Origin of the sequence: Flavobacterium sp. (genome assembly GCF_044341265.1) — a bacterium.
Taxonomy (GTDB): Bacteria; Bacteroidota; Bacteroidia; order Flavobacteriales; family Flavobacteriaceae; genus Flavobacterium.
Genome location: NZ_JBIISA010000001.1, coordinates 104,354 through 123,952 on the forward strand (window position 1 = coordinate 104,354; position 19,599 = coordinate 123,952).

The window sequence follows — 19,599 nt, forward strand, 5'->3', positions numbered from 1 at the left end:
CATAAAATGAAGAAAATATTTTTTATAATCGTTAGTACAATGAGTATAGCAGCATCAGCGCAACAAGTTTTATCTCCAGAATTACTTTGGAAATTAGGAAGAGTTTCTGTTTTAGGAATTTCAAAAGATGGAAAATCGGTGGTTTATAAAGTTGCCATTCCATCAGTAGAAGAAAATAAATCGAATTCCAAATTTTATACTATTCCAGTAAATGGAGGAAATGCAACCGAAGTAAAAGACACCAAAGATTTAGTTGCCGATAAAAATGTTTCTCCAGATGGCAAATATATTTTGTCTTCTCACGAAGTGAAAGTAAATAAAGTTTTAGGTAAAGATATTTATCCAAATCTTGATAAATCAAACGCACAAGTTTATAACTCGTTAGATTACCGTCATTGGGATACATACAACGATGGCAGTCATAATCACGTGTTTTATGCCGAAAACAAAGATAAGGCAACACCAATTGATATTATGCCAAATGAACCTTACGATTCACCTCAAAAGCCTCACGGTGGCGATGAAGATTTTATTTGGTCACCAGATTCTAAAAGTATTATCTATGTTTCTAAAAAGAAATTCGGAACAGAATACGCTATTTCTACCAACACCGATTTGTACGAATACAATTTAGAAACTAAAACTACCAAAAACTTAACAGAATCTAATAAAGGATACGATACCAATCCAACGTTTTCTCCAACTGGAAATTTAACCTGGTTGCAAATGAAACGCGATGGATATGAAGCCGATAAAAACGACATAATTGTTAGTTTTAAAGGAATGAAAATGAATTTGACTGCCAATTGGGATGGTTCTGTGAATAGTTTTCAATGGAGTAAAGATGGTAAAAAAGTATATTTCGTTGCAGCAGTCGATGGAACAACGCAATTGTTTGAAGTAAATTTTCCTGGAGTAACAAGAATTGCAATTACCGTTAATCAATTAACAAATGGCGATTTTGATGTACACGATATTGTTGACATCACAGGTGATGTTGCGATTTTAAATCGTACAGACATGAATCACGCATTAGAAGTGTATTCTTATAATTTAAAGAAAAAAACTTGGTTGCAACTGACTAAAGTAAATGATGAAACCTACAGCAAATTGGCTTTACCAAAATACGAAAGAAGATATGTAACTACAACCGATGGTAAAAAAATGTTGGTTTGGGTAATACTTCCTCCAAATTTTGATAAAACTAAAAAATATCCAACACTTTTATATTGTCAAGGTGGACCGCAATCACCATTGACACAAAGTTATTCGTTCCGTTGGAATTTCTCTTTGATGGCTTCACAAGGTTATATTGTAGTAGCTCCAAACCGTCGTGGAATGTACGGTCACGGTCAAGAATGGAATGAACAAATTTCTAAAGATTGGGGCGGACAAGTAATGGATGATTACCTTTCTGCAATTGATGATGTGGCTAAAGAAAGTTATGTTGCTAAAGACAGAATTGGTGCTGTTGGAGCGAGTTATGGTGGCTATTCTGTTTTTCAATTAGCAGGAATTCACAACAACAGATTTAAAACTTTTATCTCACATTGTGGTGTTTTCAATTTAGAAAGTATGTACGGCACAACCGAAGAAGTATTTTTCAACAATTGGGATCATGGTGGAGCATATTGGGAAAAAGACAATGCTGTAGCACAAAAAACTTACGCAAAGTTTAACCCAATCAATATGGTGGATAAGTGGAATACACCCATATTAATCATCCAAGGAGGAAAAGATTACCGTGTGCCAATAGGACAAGGACAAGAAGCCTTCCAAGCAGCACAATTACGCGGAATAAAAAGTAGATTTTTATTATTTCCAGACGAAAACCATTGGGTATTAAAGCCACAAAACGCGCAAGTATGGCAAAGTGAATTTTATAAATGGTTGAAGGAGACGTTGTAAGACAACTATCAATAAATTAAAATGAAAAAAATAAGACATGCTATTAAAGATATGATTTCTATTTCTGATGAAGAGTTGGATGGTTTTCTTAAAGATAGTTATATAAAGACATTCAAAAAAAATGAAATTATCAGTTTTCCTAATACAGTGCCAAATGATATTTTTTTCATCAATAAAGGGATAATTAGGGCATTATTAATTGATAATAAAGGATTAGAACACACTACTTTTTTTGGAGTTGAAAATCAATTTATTGCTGATTATGCTTGTTTTATTTTGAAAAAACTATCTATTATTTGTATTCAGGCATTAGAAGAAACCGAAATTGTTGTTACACCTCGCTCTTCAATAGAGTGGGGTTATCAAAACATTCGCTACGGAGATCGTTTAGGTAGATTAATTGCAGAATATTATTTTATTTATCAAGACGATGTAATCAATAGTCAATATTATCGCACTCCAAAAGAGCGGTATGATAATATTACATCTATATTTCCAAATATTCACAACCGTGTTCCTCAACATATGATAGCTTCTTATTTGGGAATTTCGCCAGTGCATTTAAGTAGATTAAAAAAAACTAAAATATCTAAAACATAAACAAATGTTATCGTTTTATGATATAAACTCAAAGTAATTTTGTTTTGAAATTTAAACTTAATTGCTATGAAAAATGGATTATTACTAGTGTGTTTGTTATTTGGATTAACCGTTTTTTCTCAAAACGGAACTATTAAAGGAAAAATTACCGATAAATTATCTGAAAAACCACTTCAAGGTGTAATTATTGTATTAGTTAATTCAGAAAACAACACTTCTGAAACTGACGAAAATGGAAATTTTACTTTGCAAAATGTTCCAATCGGAAGGCAAGTAATCGACATTAGTTTTGCAGGTTATGAAAACAGTTCGGTTCCAAATATTGATGTAACTTCAGGGAAAGATGTTTATTTAACCATTGCTTTAACTGAAAAATTTAATCAATTGGAGGAAGTTGTTATAAAATCTGACAATAATAAAGCAAAAGCAATCAATAAAATGGCTGCAGTATCAACGCGACAATTTAGCGTAGAAGAAGTAAATCGATATGCTGGTGGAAGAAGCGATGTGGCTCGTTTGGTTGCTAATTTTGCTGGAGTTTCTACTGGAAATGACAGCAGAAATGATATTGTAGTTCGAGGAAATTCGCCTGCTGGAATGTTGTGGCGTATTGAAGGAATTCCTGTGCCAAGTCCAAATCATTTTTCAACTTTAGGAACAACAGGAAGTCCTGTTTCGGCTTTAAACCCAAATATGTTAGCCAATTCCGATTTTTTAACTTCTGCATTTCCTGCCGAATATGGAAATGCAATAAGCGGTGTTTTTGATTTGAGTTTCAGAAAAGGAAATAAAGATAATTACGAATTTACTGCCGGCGTTGGTGCTTATCCAGGTATTGAGTTTGTCGCCGAAGGACCAATGGGAAAAAATCAAGGTTCATTTTTGGTTGCTGGTCGTTACGGCATTGCAGGTTATCTTGGCGGTTCAGGAACTGGTGCAGCAATTCCTAACTATAATGATGTTTCTTTCAATCTTGATTTTGGAAAAAGCAAATTAGGTAATTTTACACTTTTCGGAATTGCAGGATTTTCTAATATTGAGTTTCTTGGAAAAGATGCCACCGATGAAGACTTGTTTTCAGCAAAAGATGCCAATCAAAAATTAAATTCCGATTTTTATTCTGTTGGTTTAACTCATAAAGTAGCAACTGGAAATAATTCATTTCTAAAAACAACAATTGGAACTTCAAATTCTTTAAATAGTTATGAAGAAGATCGATTGTTTGATATTGGAACTCCAACCGAAAATAAAATTCGTTATACAGAAAGCGATAATAACGAAAATAGAATTACGGTAAGTTCTTTATTTAATTCAAAAATAAATAGAAATTTTACTATTAGAGCAGGAGTTTTATTTGAATATTTCGATATAGATTTTAATTTACAAGACCGATTCAAACAAACTGATGCCAATGCTGATGGATTTGAAGATTTCAATACTATTTACCAAACAAAAGGAGATTACACTATTTTGCAACCTTATGCCCAAGCTCAAATTAGACTTTCTGAAAAACTAACTTTAAACGCTGGACTTCACGGACAATCATTTTCTGTTAACAATCAATTTGTTTTAGAACCAAGAACTTCCGTAACCTATAAAATAAATAACAATAATATTATAAATTTAGGATACGGTTTACATCATCAAAATGTTCCTGCACCGATTTTATTTCAGAATGAAAACATCGGTGGAAATTTAGTACAAACCAATAAAAATTTAGACTTAGTAAGAAGCAATCATTTCGTTTTGGGTTATGATGTAAAATTAGCAGATAAATGGCGCGGCAAAGCTGAGATTTATTATCAAGCGATAGACAAAGCAGCAGTTGAAAATTTTTCAAGTAGTTATTCTTCTTTGACAGAAGGTGCTGATTTTGGTTATTCAACCGACAAGACATCATTGGTTAGCAATGGAAAAGGAAACAATATGGGATTTGAATTGACTATTGAAAAATTTTTCAGCAAAGGATATCACGCACTTTTAACCACTTCATTTTTTGAAAGTAAATATAAAGGAAGCGATGGAATAGAGAGAAACTCACCTTTTAATAACAAATATACCATCAACGCTTTAGGAGGAAAGGAATTCAAAGTAGGAAAATCGAAACGTACCATTCTATCTTTCGATGGTAAAGTAACAACCTCTGGAGGACGATTTTATATGCCAATAGATTTAGTTGCTTCGCAAAGTGCAGGTTTTCAAATTAATGATGAAGCTAATGCGTATAGCCAACAATATGATGCTTATTTTAGACTAGATTTAAGAACTGGAATAAAATTTAACAGTAAAAAACGAAAACAATCTCACATATTTTATTGCGAAATTCAGAATGTTACGGACAATGATAATATTTTTGTAAGTCGTTATAATCGTTTAACAAATCAAGTAAATAGAATCGACCAAATTGGTTTGTTTCCAGATTTTGGATATAAGTTTCAGTTTTAAAAAAACTATATTAAAAAAACCCCGACTTCAATTGAAATCGGGGTTTTATATTTTAAGACTTCGTACTTTGACTAGTATCTGTAATACTCAGGTTTGAATGGTCCAGCAACGTCAACACCGATATAAGCAGCTTGATCGTCACGTAAAGTTTCTAATTCAACACCTAATTTAGCCAAGTGTAAAGCAGCAACTTTTTCATCTAAATGTTTAGGTAACATATAAACTTCATTTTTGTAGGCTGCGCTGTTAGTCCATAATTCAATTTGAGCTAACGTTTGGTTTGTAAATGAATTACTCATTACAAAACTTGGGTGACCAGTTGCACAACCTAAGTTTACTAAACGACCTTCAGCTAAGATAAGAATATCTTTTCCAGCGATAGTATATTTATCAACTTGTGGTTTGATTTCAACTTTAGACGCACCGTGGTTTTTGTTCAACCAAGCCATATCAATTTCGTTATCGAAGTGACCAATGTTACAAACGATAGTTTTGTCTTTCATTTGCTCAAAGTGAGAACCAAGAACGATGTCTTTATTTCCTGTAGTTGTGATGATAATATCAGCATTAGCTACAACTGTGTTTAATTTTTTCACTTCAAATCCGTCCATTGCAGCTTGTAAAGCACAAATTGGATCAATTTCAGTTACAGTAACAATAGAACCAGCACCACGGAAAGAAGCCGCAGTTCCTTTTCCAACGTCACCATATCCACAAACAACAACTCTTTTTCCAGCTAACATAATATCTGTTGCTCTTCTTACAGCATCAACAGCCGATTCTTTACAACCATATTTGTTGTCAAATTTTGATTTAGTAACCGAATCATTTACATTAATTGCTGGCATGAATAAAGTTCCGTTTTTCATTCTTTCATACAAACGGTGAACACCAGTTGTAGTTTCTTCTGATAAACCTTTAATTCCAGGAATTAATTCTGGGTAACGGTCAAAAACCATATTTGTTAAATCACCACCATCATCAAGAATCATGTTTAATGGTTGTCTGTCTTCACCAAAGAATAACGTTTGCTCAATACACCAGTCAAAAGACTCTTCGTCAAGACCTTTCCAAGCATAAACTTGAATTCCAGCAGCAGCAATCGCAGCAGCAGCTTGATCTTGAGTTGAGAAAATGTTACAAGATGACCAAGTAACTTCTGCACCAAGAGCAATTAAAGTTTCAATTAAAACAGCAGTTTGAATAGTCATGTGAAGACATCCTGCAATTCTTGCACCTTTTAAAGGTTGAGTTGCTCCATATTCAGCTCTCAAAGCCATTAATCCTGGCATTTCAGCTTCAGCCAATTCAATTTCTTTTCTTCCCCAAGCCGCAAGGTTAATGTCCTTAACTTTGTAAGCTACAAATGGTAATGTTTGTGTACTCATCTATTATGTATATTTGTATTTTTAAAATTTGGTGCAAAATTACAACATAGGTTTTGATTTTAATAATTTATTTTAAAATTTGTGAAATGTTTAAATGTTTAATCTTTTGAAAAACAACAAAATACTAAATGCCATTACATAAAGTAGTCTATTTGTCTAACAATACCAAACTGTATCTTTGGAAGATTACAGAAGATTTTGACACGCTTTTCAGTCAAGTGAAATTGAAAGATTCCTCTTTAGCGCGATTGGAAACTATGAAATCAGAAAGTCATCAAAAAGGATTTTTAGCTGTGAGAATGTTATTACAACATAATGATTATTCGGATTTCGACTTATTTTATGATGAATTTGGAAAACCACATTTGAAACCACAAGGTTGTAGTATTAAAGATGTTGAAATTTCGATTTCCCATTCCAATGATTTTTCTGCTATCGCAATTAGTGATTCAAAAGTCGGATTAGATTTAGAACAACTGAAAGAAAAAACACTCCGAATTGCAAAAAGATTTATGGATGTTTCGCATTTGGATAATCTATCCGAAGAAGAAAAAATTAAGAAAGCAACAATCGTTTGGGGAATTAAAGAAAGCATTTTCAAAATCAAAAACGAAAAAGGAATTAGTTTTCCAAACCATATATTTGAAGACGATTTCAATTTTGAAGACAAAAAAGCAACCGCAACATTAAAATTTAATAACAAAGAAGAAAAGTTCCAAATCCAATTTGATTCGGTAGAAGATTATATCTTTGTTTGCGCCTTTGAAAGTAAACAATGACAAATAGCTACCAAAATATTCTAAATTCAAAAACCAAAGGTGAAAAACTCTTAGCTATTCTTCTTGATCCAGATAAGTTGGCAGTGGGAAACCTTTCAGATTTGATTCAAAAAATAAACCAATCACCAGCAACACATATTTTTGTTGGAGGAAGTTCATTCGATGGAACCCATTTAGATGAATTAATTATTGAATTAAAATCAAAAATCAACTTACCATTTCTATTGTTTCCAGGAAATCCATCACAAATTTCTGATAAAGCCGACGGAATTTTATTCCTAACTTTATTATCAGGTAGAAACCCAGATTATCTAATTGAACACCAAGTAAATGCTGTTCCAATTATTAAAAAAACTAGTTTAGAAGTCATTTCAACAGGATATATTTTAATAGAAAGTGGTAATGAAACCGCTGTTGAAAGAGTAAGTCAAACCAAGCCTTTAGATAGAACCAACCACGAATACGCATTGCAAACCGCACAAGCAGGCGAATTCATCGGAAATAAATTAATTTACCTCGAAGCTGGAAGTGGAGCAAAATTATCTGTTCCAAAAGAAATGATTACATTGGTTTCACAAAATATAAACGTTCCGTTAATCGTTGGTGGCGGCATTCGTTCCAAACAAGAAATCGAAAATGCTTACAATGCAGGTGCAGATTTAGTTGTAATCGGAACCGCATTTGAAAATGACACTAATTTTTTTAATTCTTAAATCAAAATTCAAAAATCGTTAATCAATGTTAGATTTTCTGATATCACAATATAAAAACGCTACAACACTTCAAATTATATTGGAGTCACTAGCATTTGTCTTCGGAATATTGAGCGTTTATTTTGCCAAAAAAGAAAATATTTGGGTGTATCCAACAGGATTAATTTCGACAATTATAACGGTTTATTTGTTGTATCAAGCAAAATATTTTGGCGATATGACTATGAATTTTTACTATTCATTAATGAGTATTTATGGTTGGTATAAGTGGACTTCAAGTGCCGATGAACCCGAATTAGAAATCACTAGAACTTCAACAAAAGAGAAATTAATAGGTGTAGGATTATTCATTTTAACAATGATAATTACTTATTTAGTATATCTTTTTTTCGATTATAAACTTGAAATTCCTAATTATATTGATATTTTTACATCTGGAATATTTTTTACCGCTATGTGGTACATGGCCTTAAAGAAAATAGAAAATTGGACCTTGTGGATTATCGGTGATTTAATAGCAGTTCCTTTATTTGCCCACAGAGGCTTAGGAATGTTATCATTACAGTATTTAGTTTTTACAATATTAGCTATTTTAGCCTACATTCAATGGAAGAACATCTTAAACAAGAACATACAGAAATAATCAAAATTGCTTTTGTAGGACCTGAATCAACAGGGAAAACCACATTAGCATCGCAACTAGCTGAAGAATTCAATACCAATTGGATTCCAGAGTTTGCACGCGATTATCTTCAAGACAAATGGAATTTGAAACAAGAAATTTGTATTAAAGAAGATTTAATTCCAATTGCAATAGGACAAACGCAACTTGAGAATGAAGCGTTGAAGAATGCTAATAAAATTCTTTTTTGTGATACTAATGTTTTGGTTACCAAAGTATTTTCTGATATTAACTACAATTCTTGTGATACAATAATTGCAAAAGCAGCCAAGAAGCACAAATATGATTTGATTTTTCTAACAGACGTTGATGTTCCGTGGGAAAAAGATGATTTAAGAGATAAGCCAAATGATAGAGAAGAATCAATGGCAATATTCGAGCAAGCATTAGTTGAATATAAAAAACCGTTCATTAAACTTTCTGGAAGTAAAGAAGAACGTCTTAAAAAAGCAACTAAGATCATTTCAGATTTTCAAAAAGCAAAAAAAATAGGTTTAAACTCATTTGACTATATAAAAATCTACAATAGAAATACTAATTTAGATGTCATTGAAGACCAATTTCAAATATTGAAAAGCGGTATTCCAAAGATAAATTTAGAACGACCGGCCATAATTAATGACGGAATTTTGAGAATAACAGATGACGAAGCTAAGTATTTTTCAAACTTTTTTGATGAGAAAAAGACTAATCTTAAGCTGAAAAAATTTGTACCAGCTTCTGGAGCAGCAAGTAGAATGTTCAAGTTTTTAAACGAATTTTTGAATGATTTTAAACTTGGTGAAGAAAGTATAAACGCTTATATTAATAGAAAAAAGGATAAAAATTTACCTATCTTTTTAGTAGCAAAAGAAAAGTTTCCTTTCTACAATGAAGTTTTAGAGGCAGCAAAATCCTCTTTACCAGAATATGCAACTTGGGAAAAAGACACAAGAGATTTTGGTTTTATAAAAACGATGCTTTCGCCTAAATATTTTGACTTTGCCAACAAACCAAAAGGTGTTTTACCCTTTCATAAATACGATAATCATACTGCTACTGCGATAGAAGAACATTTAAATGAATGTGCTTTTTATGCTACTTCAAATGGACTATCAAATCTTCATTTTACAGTTTCAGAGGAACATCAAAATGATTTTGAAACCATTATCAACGAAGTAAAACCTAGAATTGAAAAGCAAACCAATACTGAAATTAATGTAAAATATTCTTACCAAAATAAAGCTACAGATGTTATCGCGGTTGATTTGGACGGAAATCCCTTTAGAGATGAAAAAGATAATATCGTTTTCAGACCAGGCGGACATGGTGCATTGATTGAAAATTTGAACCATCTAATTGCAGATGTGATTTTCATCAAGAATATTGATAATGTTATTCAAAATCATATTCAAGAAATTGCACTTTACAAAAAAGCTTTGGCTGGAATTTTAATTCAATATCAAGAAGTTATTTTTAAGTATATGAAAATGCTTAATAGTGAAAATGTTTCTAACGAAGATTTGAATGAAATTGTAAATTATATAAAATCAAAATTGAATATTGATATAAAAGATGATTTTTCAAAATACACCAAAGAAAGTAAAGTAGATCATTTAAAAACAATTTTAAACCGTCCAATTCGTGTTTGCGGAATGGTTAAAAATGAAGGCGAACCTGGTGGTGGACCGTTTTGGGTAATCGATAAAAAAGGAAAAACATTTTTACAAATAATAGAATCTTCTCAAATTGACTCAAAAGATACAAGGCAAAAAGAAATCTTCGAAAGCGCCACACATTTTAATCCAGTTGACCTTGTTTGTGGAATAAAAGATTACAACGGACAAAAGTTTGATTTAATGAAGTTCATAGATAAAAATTCAGGCTTTATTGTTGAAAAAAACAACAAAGGAAAATCATTAAGAGCATTCGAACTACCAGGACTTTGGAATGGAGCAATGGCAAAATGGCTTACTATTTTTGTTGAAGTTCCGCTAATTACTTTCAATCCAGTCAAAACAGTAAATGATTTATTAAAACCTTCTCATCAATCAACAAATGGACAAGGATAAAATCATTTCAGAACTTTCTTTCAAAGCCGTTAGAAGCTCTGGAGCTGGTGGACAAAACGTAAATAAAGTTTCGTCCAAAGTAGTTTTAACATTTGATTTAAACAATTCTCAATCACTTTCCGATGAAGAAAAAGAAAGGTCTCAAAAGAAATTAAAATCTAAATTAACTCTTGATGGAATTTTAATTTTAAATTGTGATGAAGACAGAAGTCAACTTAAAAATAAAGAAATCGTTATAAAAAGATTTCTCGAGTTGATAGAAAAATCATTAGTAATTCCAAAAGAAAGAAAAGCTACCAAAATCCCAAAATCAGTTATCGAAAAAAGATTAAAAGACAAATCATCAACTTCCGAAATAAAACAAAATCGTAAGAAACCCGATTTGTAGAAATCCAATTTAAACAAATTTTGGAATTTGGAATTTTTGTATTGGAATTTTAATTAATTTTGCATCGTCTCAAAAGGGGTGCTCTAAATTACGAGCTGAGATTATACCCAATGAACCTAGAACAGGTAATGCTGTTTAGGGAAAAGTGACAAAACAGAGTGCACGCTGAACTTTGTCACAGGAAACAAACATTTTTATTTTTTAACCAAGAATAATTACCTCTTTTTATTCGTATAATTTATTTTACGAATGGAAATTTTATTTGAAAAAACTTGCCACAAAGACTCGAAGGCACAAAGATTTAAATTACGAAGTCTATTATCTATTTTCTTTTGTCTATTATCTATTTTCTCTATTGCACAAGAGAAACCCAAGGACACAACAAAAGTTACAACACTTGATGAAGTTTTAATTGCTGGTGTTCGAGCTCAAAAAAACAATCCAGTTACTTTTACCAATGTAAGCAAAGAAGAAATTGCTCCTAGAAATCTTGGACAAGACATTCCAATTTTACTTAATTATTTACCTTCTGTAGTTTCTACAACCGATGCAGGAAACGGAATTGGGTATACTTACATGAGAGTAAGAGGAACAGATGGTTCTAGAATCAATGTCACTTTAAACGGAGTTCCATTTAACGACAGTGAAAGTCAAGGAACATTTTTTGTAAACTTACCTGATTTTGCTTCATCTGTAGAAAGTCTTCAATTACAACGAGGTGTTGGTACTTCAACGAATGGTGCTGGTGCATTTGGCGCAAGTTTGAACATGCAAACCAAATCTTTTCAAGAAAAATCTTATGCAGAAATTGCTAATTCTGTTGGAAGTTTCAACACAAGAAAACACACATTAGCTTTCGGAACAGGTTTACACAATAATTTTGAATTTAACGGAAGAATTTCTCAAATCGCTTCTGATGGATATGTTGATAGAGCTGCGACCAATATGTTTGGTTATTTTTTTAATGCCAATTATATTCATAAATCAACTCAAATTAAAGCCTTGTTTTTTGGTGGAAAAGAAAAAACATATCAAGCATGGTATGGAATAGAGGATTTGGACAAATTAAAAAACGATAGAACGTTCAATCCAGCTGGAATGTATTTTGACGCAGATGGTACCATGCGTTTTCACGATAACGAAACCGATAATTATTGGCAAAATCACTTTCAATTGCATTGGTCAGAAAATTGGTCAGAAAATTGGTCTTCTAATGTTGCTCTTCACTATACAATTGGTAAAGGATATTTTGAACAATATAAAGAAGACGAAACGTTGTCTGATTATTATTTGCCCGATTTTCAAGGAAATTCAACTTCAGATTTAATAAGAAAGCGATGGTTGGATAATGATTTTTTCGGAACGACTTTTACTTTAAATTACAAAAAAAATAAAACAAATATTTTATTTGGAGGTGCTGCTAATAGATATTTAGGAAAGCATTTTGGTGAAGTCATTTGGACACAATATTATGTTCCAAATTCAAATAGATACTACAATAATATTGGAAACAAAGATGATGTAAATACTTACGTAAAAGCATCACAAACTTTTGGAAAATTTAACTTATTCGCAGATTTGCAATATCGAATGGTTTTTTACAAAGCCAATAGTGTGCGATTTGATGATGTAAATGATACGTTCAGATTCTTTAATCCGAAGGTTGGTGTAAATTATCAACTGAACAGCAAAAATGCTTTTTACACTTTTGCAGGAATCGCAAACAAAGAACCAAGAAGAGACGATTATGAAAACGGAAGTACGAAATCTGAACGCTTGTTTGATTTTGAATTAGGTTGGAAATATACAACCAAGAAAATGATTGTCAATGCAAATGCTTTTTACATGCGATATAAAAACCAATTGGTCTTAACAGGAGCTTTGAATGATGTTGGTTCGCCAATTTTTACCAATAGTGGTTCAAGTTATAGATTAGGATTAGAGTTAGAATCTACTTTGAAATTGGGAAGTAAGTTTACACTTCAACCAAACGTTACTTTAAGTCAAAACAAGAACGAAGATTTCTTTTTTCAACGTGATGGAGTTCTTCAAAACTTAGGTAATACTAATATCGCTTTTTCACCAAATCTTGTTATTGGTAATGCAATAACCTATTCACCAAAAAAGAACTTAAATCTAACAATCCTAAATAAATTCGTTGGAAAACAATATATGGGAAATATTGATACAGAAAAATCAGTACTAAAAGCTTACAATGCTCACGATTTGAATGTTACTTATTTGTGGAACATTAATAAAGGAATTAAATCAATTCTTTTCTCAGGATTGATTAATAATGTTTTGGATAATAAATATGAGTCGAATGGCTATTTTTATACTTATGATGATGATTTTTCAAATTCAGGAACTATTACAACAATTGAAGGTGCAGGATATTTTCCGCAAGCAACAAGAAACTTTTTAGTTGGTGCAACATTAACCTTTTAATGTTTAAACCGTATTAAAATACGTTAAATGCTACTTTTAATATGTTACCTAACCTATTATAATATGTTAAAAGCTACTTTTAATACGTTACCTAACCTATTATAATACGTTAAAAGCTACTTTTAATACGTTATCTAACCTATTATAATACATTAAAAGCTACTTTTAATACATTATCTAACCTATTATAATACATTAAAAGCTACTTTTAATACGTTGCCTATCCTATAATAAGTATCATAGAACGTATTTTAATACAGTTTTGCTATTAAATGTAAAATTAAAAGGTCGCTCGAAAATCTTTTGAGCGACCTTTTTTTGTTTTGCTATTTAGAGTGTTATTATTGTTTATTGCTTTTTAATTCTGCGATAACATCTTTTAGTTCTTTTATTCTTTCCTCGTATTGTTCAATTAGTTTTTCAGAGATTTGAAAGTTTTGATTTTCTGCAAGATATCCAACTGAATTGTCTTTGTTAACTTGTTTTAATTTAGTTTCCTCAATTAAATCATAAATATCAACCTCTAATAAATTTGAAATAGATTTTAATAAATCAATGTCAGGTTTTGATTTATTACTTTCAATATTTGATAATGTGCCTTGTGATATTTTTAATTTTTCTGCCAAAAATTCTTGAGAAAATCCTTTTTCTGTTCTTTTCTTTCTTATTCTTGTACCTATACTCATGTTTTATTAAAATTTTTATAAAGATATTAATTTTTTAATAATGATGTCACTACTATTTTTATATATTTGATTTATTATTAACAACTAAATATTTAACAAATGAAAAAATTAATGTTTACAGCTATCGCATTGGTAGCTTTTAGTAGTGCTTCAATGGCTAATACAATTGCTGATGAGGAAGTAGTTAAAGACAACAGTGAAGTTAAAAAGGAAGTTACTCAACAACAGATTGAGGCATTACCAAAGAATTGCGCTTTGTGGGCTGCTAATATGACATGTTTGATGGATCCAGATAATAATTTAACTGATATGGGAGCCTTCGGAATGTACCAGGCTTTTTATGAAACTTGTATGAAAAGACAATAGTAAAAAAATATGGGAAATTTAATAAAGTCAATTTCCCATATTTTAATTAAAATTATATGAAAAAAATTATATTATTTATCTTATTTCTGCAAACAGTAATTTGTTACTCTCAATTTGAATCTGGAAAAATAACTTATGGAATAAACCCAATCCAATTTAAACCATTAAAAAGTATTGATAAAGAATCAGACGAAATTGTTGAAAACATCAAATTATATGCTCAAAAGCAAATATTTATTTTATCTTTTAAAAAAGATTTTTCTATTTTTAAAATGAGTGAATCATTAACAACAGATAATTCTGATACAGACAATTTCTATAATAATCTTGCATCTTTAAGATTTACATCTGACTTTAATTATTTTTTTGACTCAAACTCTAAAATAGGAATTATTCAAAAAAATGACGGCACATTAATAAATGATTCCAAAACTGATAAAAAATGGGAAATCAGTAATGAAAGCAAAATGATTGAAAATTATTTATGTTATAAAGCAGTTTATACTAAAACATATATTGCAAGAAATGGCATTGAAAAGTCAATCCCCATTACTGCTTGGTTTGCTCCAAGCTTACCATTCAATTTTGGACCTAAAGGTTATAATGGATTGCCTGGATTAATACTAGAACTCCAAGAGTTGGAAACCATTTTCATTTGTCAAAAAATTGAATTATCATCAGAGGTAACAAATCTTAATTTTCCTAAAGGTGAAGTTTTAAATGAGGAGGATTATGAAAAAAAGGTGAAGCAAAAATAAATTTAAAGACTATTTTTAAATTTATATTATGAAGTTTTATCTTTAAAAAGTCTAATTAATGAGATTCACTTTTTTTTTAATATTATTTAATTCAATTATTTCATATTCACAAACCCACACCATTTCAGGTGTGGTTTTTGATGAAAAAGAAAAACCTCTCGAATCCGCAAACATTATTGCCAAACCTTTAACTGAAAAAGCTACTTTAAAATTTGCCATTGCTGATAATAAAGGTCGTTATCGATTAGAACTCGAAGCCAATGTAAAATATGAAATCGCAGTTTCCTACATTGGTTATACAGAAGAAGTATTAATTCTAGAACCCAACTCAACCATAACTACCCACGATTTTAAACTAAAATCTACTGGTGAAATACTAAAAGAAATCGTAATCAAGCATGAATACAAACCCATTGTTATTAAAAAAGATACCCTAACTTATGACATTAAAGCTTTTGCCAATGGCAATGAGCGAAAAATGAAAGAAGTTCTTGAAAAATTACCTGGTGTTGAAGTAGATAAAAAAGGTAATGTAACTGTACAAGGTAAAAAAGTTACCAAAATGATGGTAGAAGGAAAATCATTTTTTGGTGGAGGCTCTAAGCTTGCCGTAGAAAACATTCCTGCTGATGCTTTAGATAAAATTGAAGTAATCGATCATTTCAACGAAGTTGGTTTTATGAAACAAGTTTCAGACAGTGAAGACTTAGCAATGAATGTAAAACTAAAAGAAAACAAAAAGAAATTTGTTTTTGGAGATATAGAGGCTGGAGCTGAAATAGCAAACGATAATGGTTTCCATCTAGCTCATGCTGGTTTATTCTACTATGCACCAAAAACTAATTTAAGCTTTATTGGTGATATTAATAATATTGGTAAAAGCACATTTACATTTGATGATTTAATGCGCTTTCAAGGTGGCGTAAGTAGTTTTTTATCGGACAGAAAATCATTAACCAATTTGTTTTCTTATACTAATGATAATACCGATGTAGTTCAAAATAAATCACAATTTGGAGCATTAAATTTTAGTTTTGATACTTCACCTAAATTAGCTATTTCTGGTTTTGGAATTTTTTCTAAAGTGTTTATGCAGTCCAAAATAGAAAGTGAAAACGACTATCTTCAAAATAGTTTAGTATCCTTTGAGAATAAATTTCAAGATAACAAATCAAGAAGCTTACTTGGAATAGGTAATATTAAATTAGATTATTCGCCTAACAATAAAGAAAAAATATATTACAATTCACAATTCCAATCAAGTGCAAACGATATTGACAACATCATCAATTCAGTTACAAATGTAAATTCAAATACTTTTGAAACTATTTCTAAAGCAGATAATGTTTCTGTAAAACAATTTATGGAATGGCATAAAAGTTATAACGAACATAACACAACTACATTTGTAATAAATCAATCTTATGAAAAAAACACACCTGAAAATCGTTGGTTAACAAATGAAACTTTTTTAACAGGATTAATTCCTCTGCAAAATGATTCAAGTTATACTATAGACCAAATTAAAAGAGTAAAAAGCAATAACGTTGATGCGTTATTCAAACATTATTGGATAATAAACAACTTTAATCATTTATACACTAATGTTGGAAACAACTATATAAATTCAAATTTTGAAACATCCGAAAAGCAATTGCTTACAAACGGAACAATTAATGATTTTGGAAATAGCGGTTTTGGAAATAATGTAAAATATCAGTTAAATGATGCTTACATTGGTTTAGAATATAAATTTAAAATAGGAAAATGGACTAACAAACCCGGATTTTACTTGCATTGGTATAACTTGAATACCAAACAAAACCAATCGGATTTTACCATTACTAAAACCTTATTACAACCACAATTTAATAGTGAATTTGAATTTAATAAATCAGAAAGTTTAAGTTTTAATTACAAACTTTCTAATACATTTCCAGAAGTAAGTCAATTGGGAAATCAGTTTACTTTGCAAAGTTATAATTCAGTATTTAAAGGAAATGCACTTTTAGAAAACGAACAATATCACGCAGCCAACTTGAGATATTCTAAAATGAATATGTATCGTGGTATAGTTTTGAATGCATCAGCCAGCTTCAATAAAAAAGTAAAAACTACACGAAACGAAATACAACTTAGTGGGATAAATCAATTTTCGACACCTATTTTAACCGATAATCCTGAAACCAATTTGCGATTTATGGGTTCGGTGAGTAAAAAGATTTATCGTTTTAATTTAAAATTAAACTCTAATTTAAGTTGGTTTAATTATTTGCAATCGGTAAATAATGTTACAACTACAAATGATAGAAATAATCAAAATATAGGATTAACTTTCAAAACTGCCTACAAAAAATGGCCAGACATTAGTATTGGTTACAACAAAGGATTCAGCCAATTTAATGGAATTACAAAAAGCAATTATCAATCTGATGAACTTACATCAGAATTTGAATTTACTTTCAAAAAATATTTTACTTTTAGAATTGATTACGAAAATTTAAAAAATACAGATAATTTTAATCAGACTAACTTTTATGACATCGCCAATACTTCTTTGCGCTATCAAAAGAAAAATAGTCCGTTTGGTTTTGAATTATTTGTCAATAATCTATTTGACAACAAAGTAAAAAATGATTATTCTTTTTCAGATTTTATGATTACCGAAAGAAGAACATTTGTTTTACCTAGAGTTTTTATGTTTTCTGTGAGTTATAAATTGTAGAAAATTTAAAAAATACAAAAACATTCTGCTCTAATTGTAATGTAAACAAAATATGTTGATTTTCCTACTTAGTTATATTATTATTAATTGAAGACTCTAACAACATCACCATTAACTTCAACACGATATTTTTTTAAATCATAGGATTGTCCAGAGGATTGTCCAGTAAATAAATTATAATTTTCACTACCACATGAACAATTAGCATTGGATCCACTAATATTTAAAGTTGAACAAGATGTTAAATCCTGATTTGGACATGCACCATCAAAAGCATTAAATCCGCTTCCTGTATTGAATACAATTATTCCTCTTGAAGGACCTGAAGGATAGGCTTTTACAGCATTTCCTGTGAATTTCAAACTAGCATAAGTTGGTAAATTAGTATTCAAATCTATAGAGAAATTGTAATTTGGAAGATAAGGATTATCGTTATTAAACCGGTCTTTACTGCATCCAAAAATGAAAGTAGCGAAAAGAATTAATAGAGTTGTTTTTTTCATTTTAAAAATTTTACAAAAAGATTAGTTCAAAAAAAATTAAATTAGTTAACTTTGTATAACATTACTAGACAAAAATAGGAATTTAATAAACAAAAAATATATCTTTGAAAAAAGAAATCCCGTTCCGATGGGATTTTTTCTATTTTATGATAACGATGAAATAGTAACTTTCGATATAAAATTAACAGAAAAATAACTTCATTTAAGTTAAAAAGTGAAGCTTAATAAAGAATAAAATTATGAGTACAGTATCGTATTATACAGCTGAAGGATTAAAAAAATTAAAAGAGGAATTAGATCATTTAAAAAGTGTGATGCGACCAAAAGCATCAGCAGACATAGCAGAGGCAAGAGATAAAGGTGATTTGTCTGAAAATGCAGAATATGACGCAGCCAAAGAAGCTCAAGGAATGTTAGAAATGCGTATTTCAAAATTGGAAGAAGTATATTCTAATGCAAGGTTAATTGACGAAAGTAATTTAGACTTATCTAAAGTGCTGGTTCTTTCTAAGGTGAAAATTAAAAATCAAGCCAACGGAATGGAATTGAATTATACTTTGGTAGCTGAAAGTGAAGCCGATTTAAAAACAGGAAAAATCTCTGTAACTTCTCCAATAGGAAAAGGATTACTTGGTAAATCTGTTGGAGAAATAGCAGAAATCACTGTGCCTAATGGGACTATAAAATTTGAAATTGTAGAAATTTCACGTGATTAATTATGAGTAGTATTTTCACCAAAATAGTAAACGGAGAAATTCCTTGTTATAAAATTGCAGAAGACGATAATTTTTTAGCTTTTTTAGATGTAAATCCCAATGCTAAAGGACACACTTTATGTATTCCAAAACAAGAAATCAATAAAATCTTTGATATTGAAGATGATTTGTATTTAGGATTAATGGCTTTTTCAAAAAAAGTTGCCGTTGCTCTTGAAAAAACAGTTTCTTGCAAAAGAATTGGTATGGCTGTTATTGGTTTGGAAGTTCCTCATGCGCATGTTCATTTAATTCCTTTAAACGAAATGGATGAAATGCGTTTTCAAAACAAGGTTACACTAACTAAAGAAGAGTTTGAAGATTTGGCGAAAGCGATTCAAAACAATTTATAAAACAATTTATCGTTTCTTAAATACAAACCTGTTACGTTTATAGCTTAACGG

Annotated in this window: 17 protein-coding genes and 1 riboswitch; of the genes, 14 read left to right on the forward strand and 3 right to left on the reverse strand. The window is 30.3% G+C overall.

Annotated features, from left to right (window positions below):
* The first annotated feature begins 6 nt into the window (after positions 1-6).
* The 3 genes from ACIQ06_RS00500 (at position 7) to ACIQ06_RS00510 (ending at position 4,953) form a co-directional block, all read left to right on the forward strand.
* Positions 7-1,908, forward strand: a complete 1,902-nt coding sequence (locus ACIQ06_RS00500; RefSeq protein WP_396142896.1) for a S9 family peptidase — start codon at positions 7-9, stop codon at positions 1,906-1,908.
* 21 nt (positions 1,909-1,929) lie between these two features.
* Positions 1,930-2,508 (forward strand): Crp/Fnr family transcriptional regulator, encoded by a 579-nt coding sequence (locus ACIQ06_RS00505; protein ID WP_396142898.1) that lies wholly within the window; start codon positions 1,930-1,932, stop codon positions 2,506-2,508.
* Between the two features lie 66 nt (positions 2,509-2,574).
* Positions 2,575-4,953 (forward strand): carboxypeptidase-like regulatory domain-containing protein, encoded by a 2,379-nt coding sequence (locus tag ACIQ06_RS00510; protein ID WP_396142901.1) that lies wholly within the window; start codon positions 2,575-2,577, stop codon positions 4,951-4,953.
* 71 nt (positions 4,954-5,024) lie between these two features.
* On the opposite strand, the gene ahcY is transcribed toward ACIQ06_RS00510, so the two are convergent.
* Positions 5,025-6,341 carry an adenosylhomocysteinase gene (gene ahcY, locus ACIQ06_RS00515; protein WP_396142903.1) on the reverse strand — a complete coding sequence of 439 codons (1,317 nt, stop codon included), beginning with the start codon at positions 6,339-6,341 and terminating at the stop codon, positions 5,025-5,027.
* Between the two features lie 128 nt (positions 6,342-6,469).
* On the opposite strand from ahcY, the gene ACIQ06_RS00520 reads away from it, so the two are divergent.
* The 6 genes from ACIQ06_RS00520 to ACIQ06_RS00545 all read left to right on the forward strand — a co-directional run bounded on the left by ACIQ06_RS00520 (position 6,470) and on the right by ACIQ06_RS00545 (position 13,402).
* On the forward strand, positions 6,470-7,120 hold the full coding sequence (locus ACIQ06_RS00520) for a 4'-phosphopantetheinyl transferase family protein (RefSeq protein WP_396142905.1): 651 nt from the start codon (positions 6,470-6,472) through the stop codon (positions 7,118-7,120).
* Positions 7,117-7,833: a geranylgeranylglyceryl/heptaprenylglyceryl phosphate synthase gene (locus ACIQ06_RS00525; RefSeq protein WP_396142907.1), complete on the forward strand. Its 717-nt coding sequence runs from the start codon at positions 7,117-7,119 to the stop codon at positions 7,831-7,833. The genes ACIQ06_RS00520 and ACIQ06_RS00525 overlap by 4 nt, the downstream gene beginning before the upstream one ends.
* 25 nt (positions 7,834-7,858) lie before the next feature.
* Positions 7,859-8,476 (forward strand): nicotinamide riboside transporter PnuC, encoded by a 618-nt coding sequence (gene pnuC / locus ACIQ06_RS00530; protein ID WP_396142909.1) that lies wholly within the window; start codon positions 7,859-7,861, stop codon positions 8,474-8,476.
* Positions 8,440-10,566 carry a DUF4301 family protein gene (locus ACIQ06_RS00535; RefSeq protein WP_396142911.1) on the forward strand — a complete coding sequence of 709 codons (2,127 nt, stop codon included), beginning with the start codon at positions 8,440-8,442 and terminating at the stop codon, positions 10,564-10,566. Before pnuC ends, ACIQ06_RS00535 begins: the two co-directional genes overlap by 37 nt.
* The gene (gene arfB, locus ACIQ06_RS00540; RefSeq protein ID WP_344815585.1) at positions 10,553-10,954 is read left to right on the forward strand and encodes an alternative ribosome rescue aminoacyl-tRNA hydrolase ArfB; all 402 of its coding nucleotides are present in this window, start codon (positions 10,553-10,555) and stop codon (positions 10,952-10,954) included. The genes ACIQ06_RS00535 and arfB overlap by 14 nt, the downstream gene beginning before the upstream one ends.
* A gap of 64 nt (positions 10,955-11,018) precedes the next feature.
* Positions 11,019-11,115: riboswitch (TPP riboswitch) on the forward strand.
* An 88-nt stretch (positions 11,116-11,203) separates the two neighbouring features.
* Complete coding sequence (locus tag ACIQ06_RS00545) at positions 11,204-13,402, forward strand: TonB-dependent receptor (protein WP_396142913.1); 2,199 nt, start codon at positions 11,204-11,206, stop codon at positions 13,400-13,402.
* A 341-nt stretch (positions 13,403-13,743) separates the two neighbouring features.
* Here the strand turns inward: ACIQ06_RS00545 and ACIQ06_RS00550 are convergent, their stop codons facing one another.
* The gene (locus tag ACIQ06_RS00550) at positions 13,744-14,088 is read right to left on the reverse strand and encodes a helix-turn-helix domain-containing protein (protein WP_396142917.1); all 345 of its coding nucleotides are present in this window, start codon (positions 14,086-14,088) and stop codon (positions 13,744-13,746) included.
* Between the two features lie 99 nt (positions 14,089-14,187).
* Here ACIQ06_RS00550 and ACIQ06_RS00555 point away from each other — a divergent pair, with 99 nt between their 5' ends.
* From ACIQ06_RS00555 to ACIQ06_RS00565, 3 genes are read left to right on the forward strand one after another with little or no spacing between them, the layout of a single operon-like run.
* Entirely contained in the window at positions 14,188-14,454 is a 267-nt protein-coding gene (locus tag ACIQ06_RS00555) for a hypothetical protein (protein WP_396142920.1), read from the forward strand.
* Between the two features lie 56 nt (positions 14,455-14,510).
* Positions 14,511-15,212: a GLPGLI family protein gene (locus ACIQ06_RS00560; RefSeq protein WP_396142922.1), complete on the forward strand. Its 702-nt coding sequence runs from the start codon at positions 14,511-14,513 to the stop codon at positions 15,210-15,212.
* 58 nt (positions 15,213-15,270) lie between these two features.
* Positions 15,271-17,937, forward strand: coding sequence for a carboxypeptidase-like regulatory domain-containing protein (locus ACIQ06_RS00565; protein WP_396142924.1), 2,667 nt, complete (start codon positions 15,271-15,273; stop codon positions 17,935-17,937).
* 83 nt (positions 17,938-18,020) lie between these two features.
* Here ACIQ06_RS00565 and ACIQ06_RS00570 read toward each other — a convergent pair whose 3' ends face one another.
* Positions 18,021-18,440 (reverse strand): Rieske (2Fe-2S) protein, encoded by a 420-nt coding sequence (locus ACIQ06_RS00570; protein WP_396142926.1) that lies wholly within the window; start codon positions 18,438-18,440, stop codon positions 18,021-18,023.
* A gap of 239 nt (positions 18,441-18,679) precedes the next feature.
* Between ACIQ06_RS00570 and greA the strand changes: the two genes are divergently transcribed.
* Positions 18,680-19,156, forward strand: coding sequence for a transcription elongation factor GreA (greA, locus tag ACIQ06_RS00575; protein WP_345095066.1), 477 nt, complete (start codon positions 18,680-18,682; stop codon positions 19,154-19,156).
* Between the two features lie 2 nt (positions 19,157-19,158).
* The gene (locus ACIQ06_RS00580) at positions 19,159-19,548 is read left to right on the forward strand and encodes an HIT family protein (RefSeq protein WP_396142930.1); all 390 of its coding nucleotides are present in this window, start codon (positions 19,159-19,161) and stop codon (positions 19,546-19,548) included.
* Positions 19,549-19,599 lie beyond the last annotated feature (51 nt).

Excerpts from the sequence above, each read along its gene's own strand:
- ACIQ06_RS00500 (WP_396142896.1), top strand. The coding sequence starts at position 7 with ATGAAGAAAATATTTTTTATAATCGTTAGTACAATGAGTATAGCAGCA.
- ACIQ06_RS00505 (WP_396142898.1), top strand. The coding sequence starts at position 1,930 with ATGAAAAAAATAAGACATGCTATTAAAGATATGATTTCTATTTCTGAT.
- ACIQ06_RS00510 (WP_396142901.1), top strand. The coding sequence starts at position 2,575 with ATGAAAAATGGATTATTACTAGTGTGTTTGTTATTTGGATTAACCGTT.
- ahcY (WP_396142903.1), bottom strand. The coding sequence starts at position 6,341 with ATGAGTACACAAACATTACCATTTGTAGCTTACAAAGTTAAGGACATT.
- ACIQ06_RS00520 (WP_396142905.1), top strand. The coding sequence starts at position 6,470 with ATGCCATTACATAAAGTAGTCTATTTGTCTAACAATACCAAACTGTAT.
- ACIQ06_RS00525 (WP_396142907.1), top strand. The coding sequence starts at position 7,117 with ATGACAAATAGCTACCAAAATATTCTAAATTCAAAAACCAAAGGTGAA.
- pnuC (WP_396142909.1), top strand. The coding sequence starts at position 7,859 with ATGTTAGATTTTCTGATATCACAATATAAAAACGCTACAACACTTCAA.
- ACIQ06_RS00535 (WP_396142911.1), top strand. The coding sequence starts at position 8,440 with ATGGAAGAACATCTTAAACAAGAACATACAGAAATAATCAAAATTGCT.
- arfB (WP_344815585.1), top strand. The coding sequence starts at position 10,553 with ATGGACAAGGATAAAATCATTTCAGAACTTTCTTTCAAAGCCGTTAGA.
- ACIQ06_RS00545 (WP_396142913.1), top strand. The coding sequence starts at position 11,204 with ATGGAAATTTTATTTGAAAAAACTTGCCACAAAGACTCGAAGGCACAA.
- ACIQ06_RS00550 (WP_396142917.1), bottom strand. The coding sequence starts at position 14,088 with ATGAGTATAGGTACAAGAATAAGAAAGAAAAGAACAGAAAAAGGATTT.
- ACIQ06_RS00555 (WP_396142920.1), top strand. The coding sequence starts at position 14,188 with ATGAAAAAATTAATGTTTACAGCTATCGCATTGGTAGCTTTTAGTAGT.
- ACIQ06_RS00560 (WP_396142922.1), top strand. The coding sequence starts at position 14,511 with ATGAAAAAAATTATATTATTTATCTTATTTCTGCAAACAGTAATTTGT.
- ACIQ06_RS00565 (WP_396142924.1), top strand. The coding sequence starts at position 15,271 with ATGAGATTCACTTTTTTTTTAATATTATTTAATTCAATTATTTCATAT.
- ACIQ06_RS00570 (WP_396142926.1), bottom strand. The coding sequence starts at position 18,440 with ATGAAAAAAACAACTCTATTAATTCTTTTCGCTACTTTCATTTTTGGA.
- greA (WP_345095066.1), top strand. The coding sequence starts at position 18,680 with ATGAGTACAGTATCGTATTATACAGCTGAAGGATTAAAAAAATTAAAA.
- ACIQ06_RS00580 (WP_396142930.1), top strand. The coding sequence starts at position 19,159 with ATGAGTAGTATTTTCACCAAAATAGTAAACGGAGAAATTCCTTGTTAT.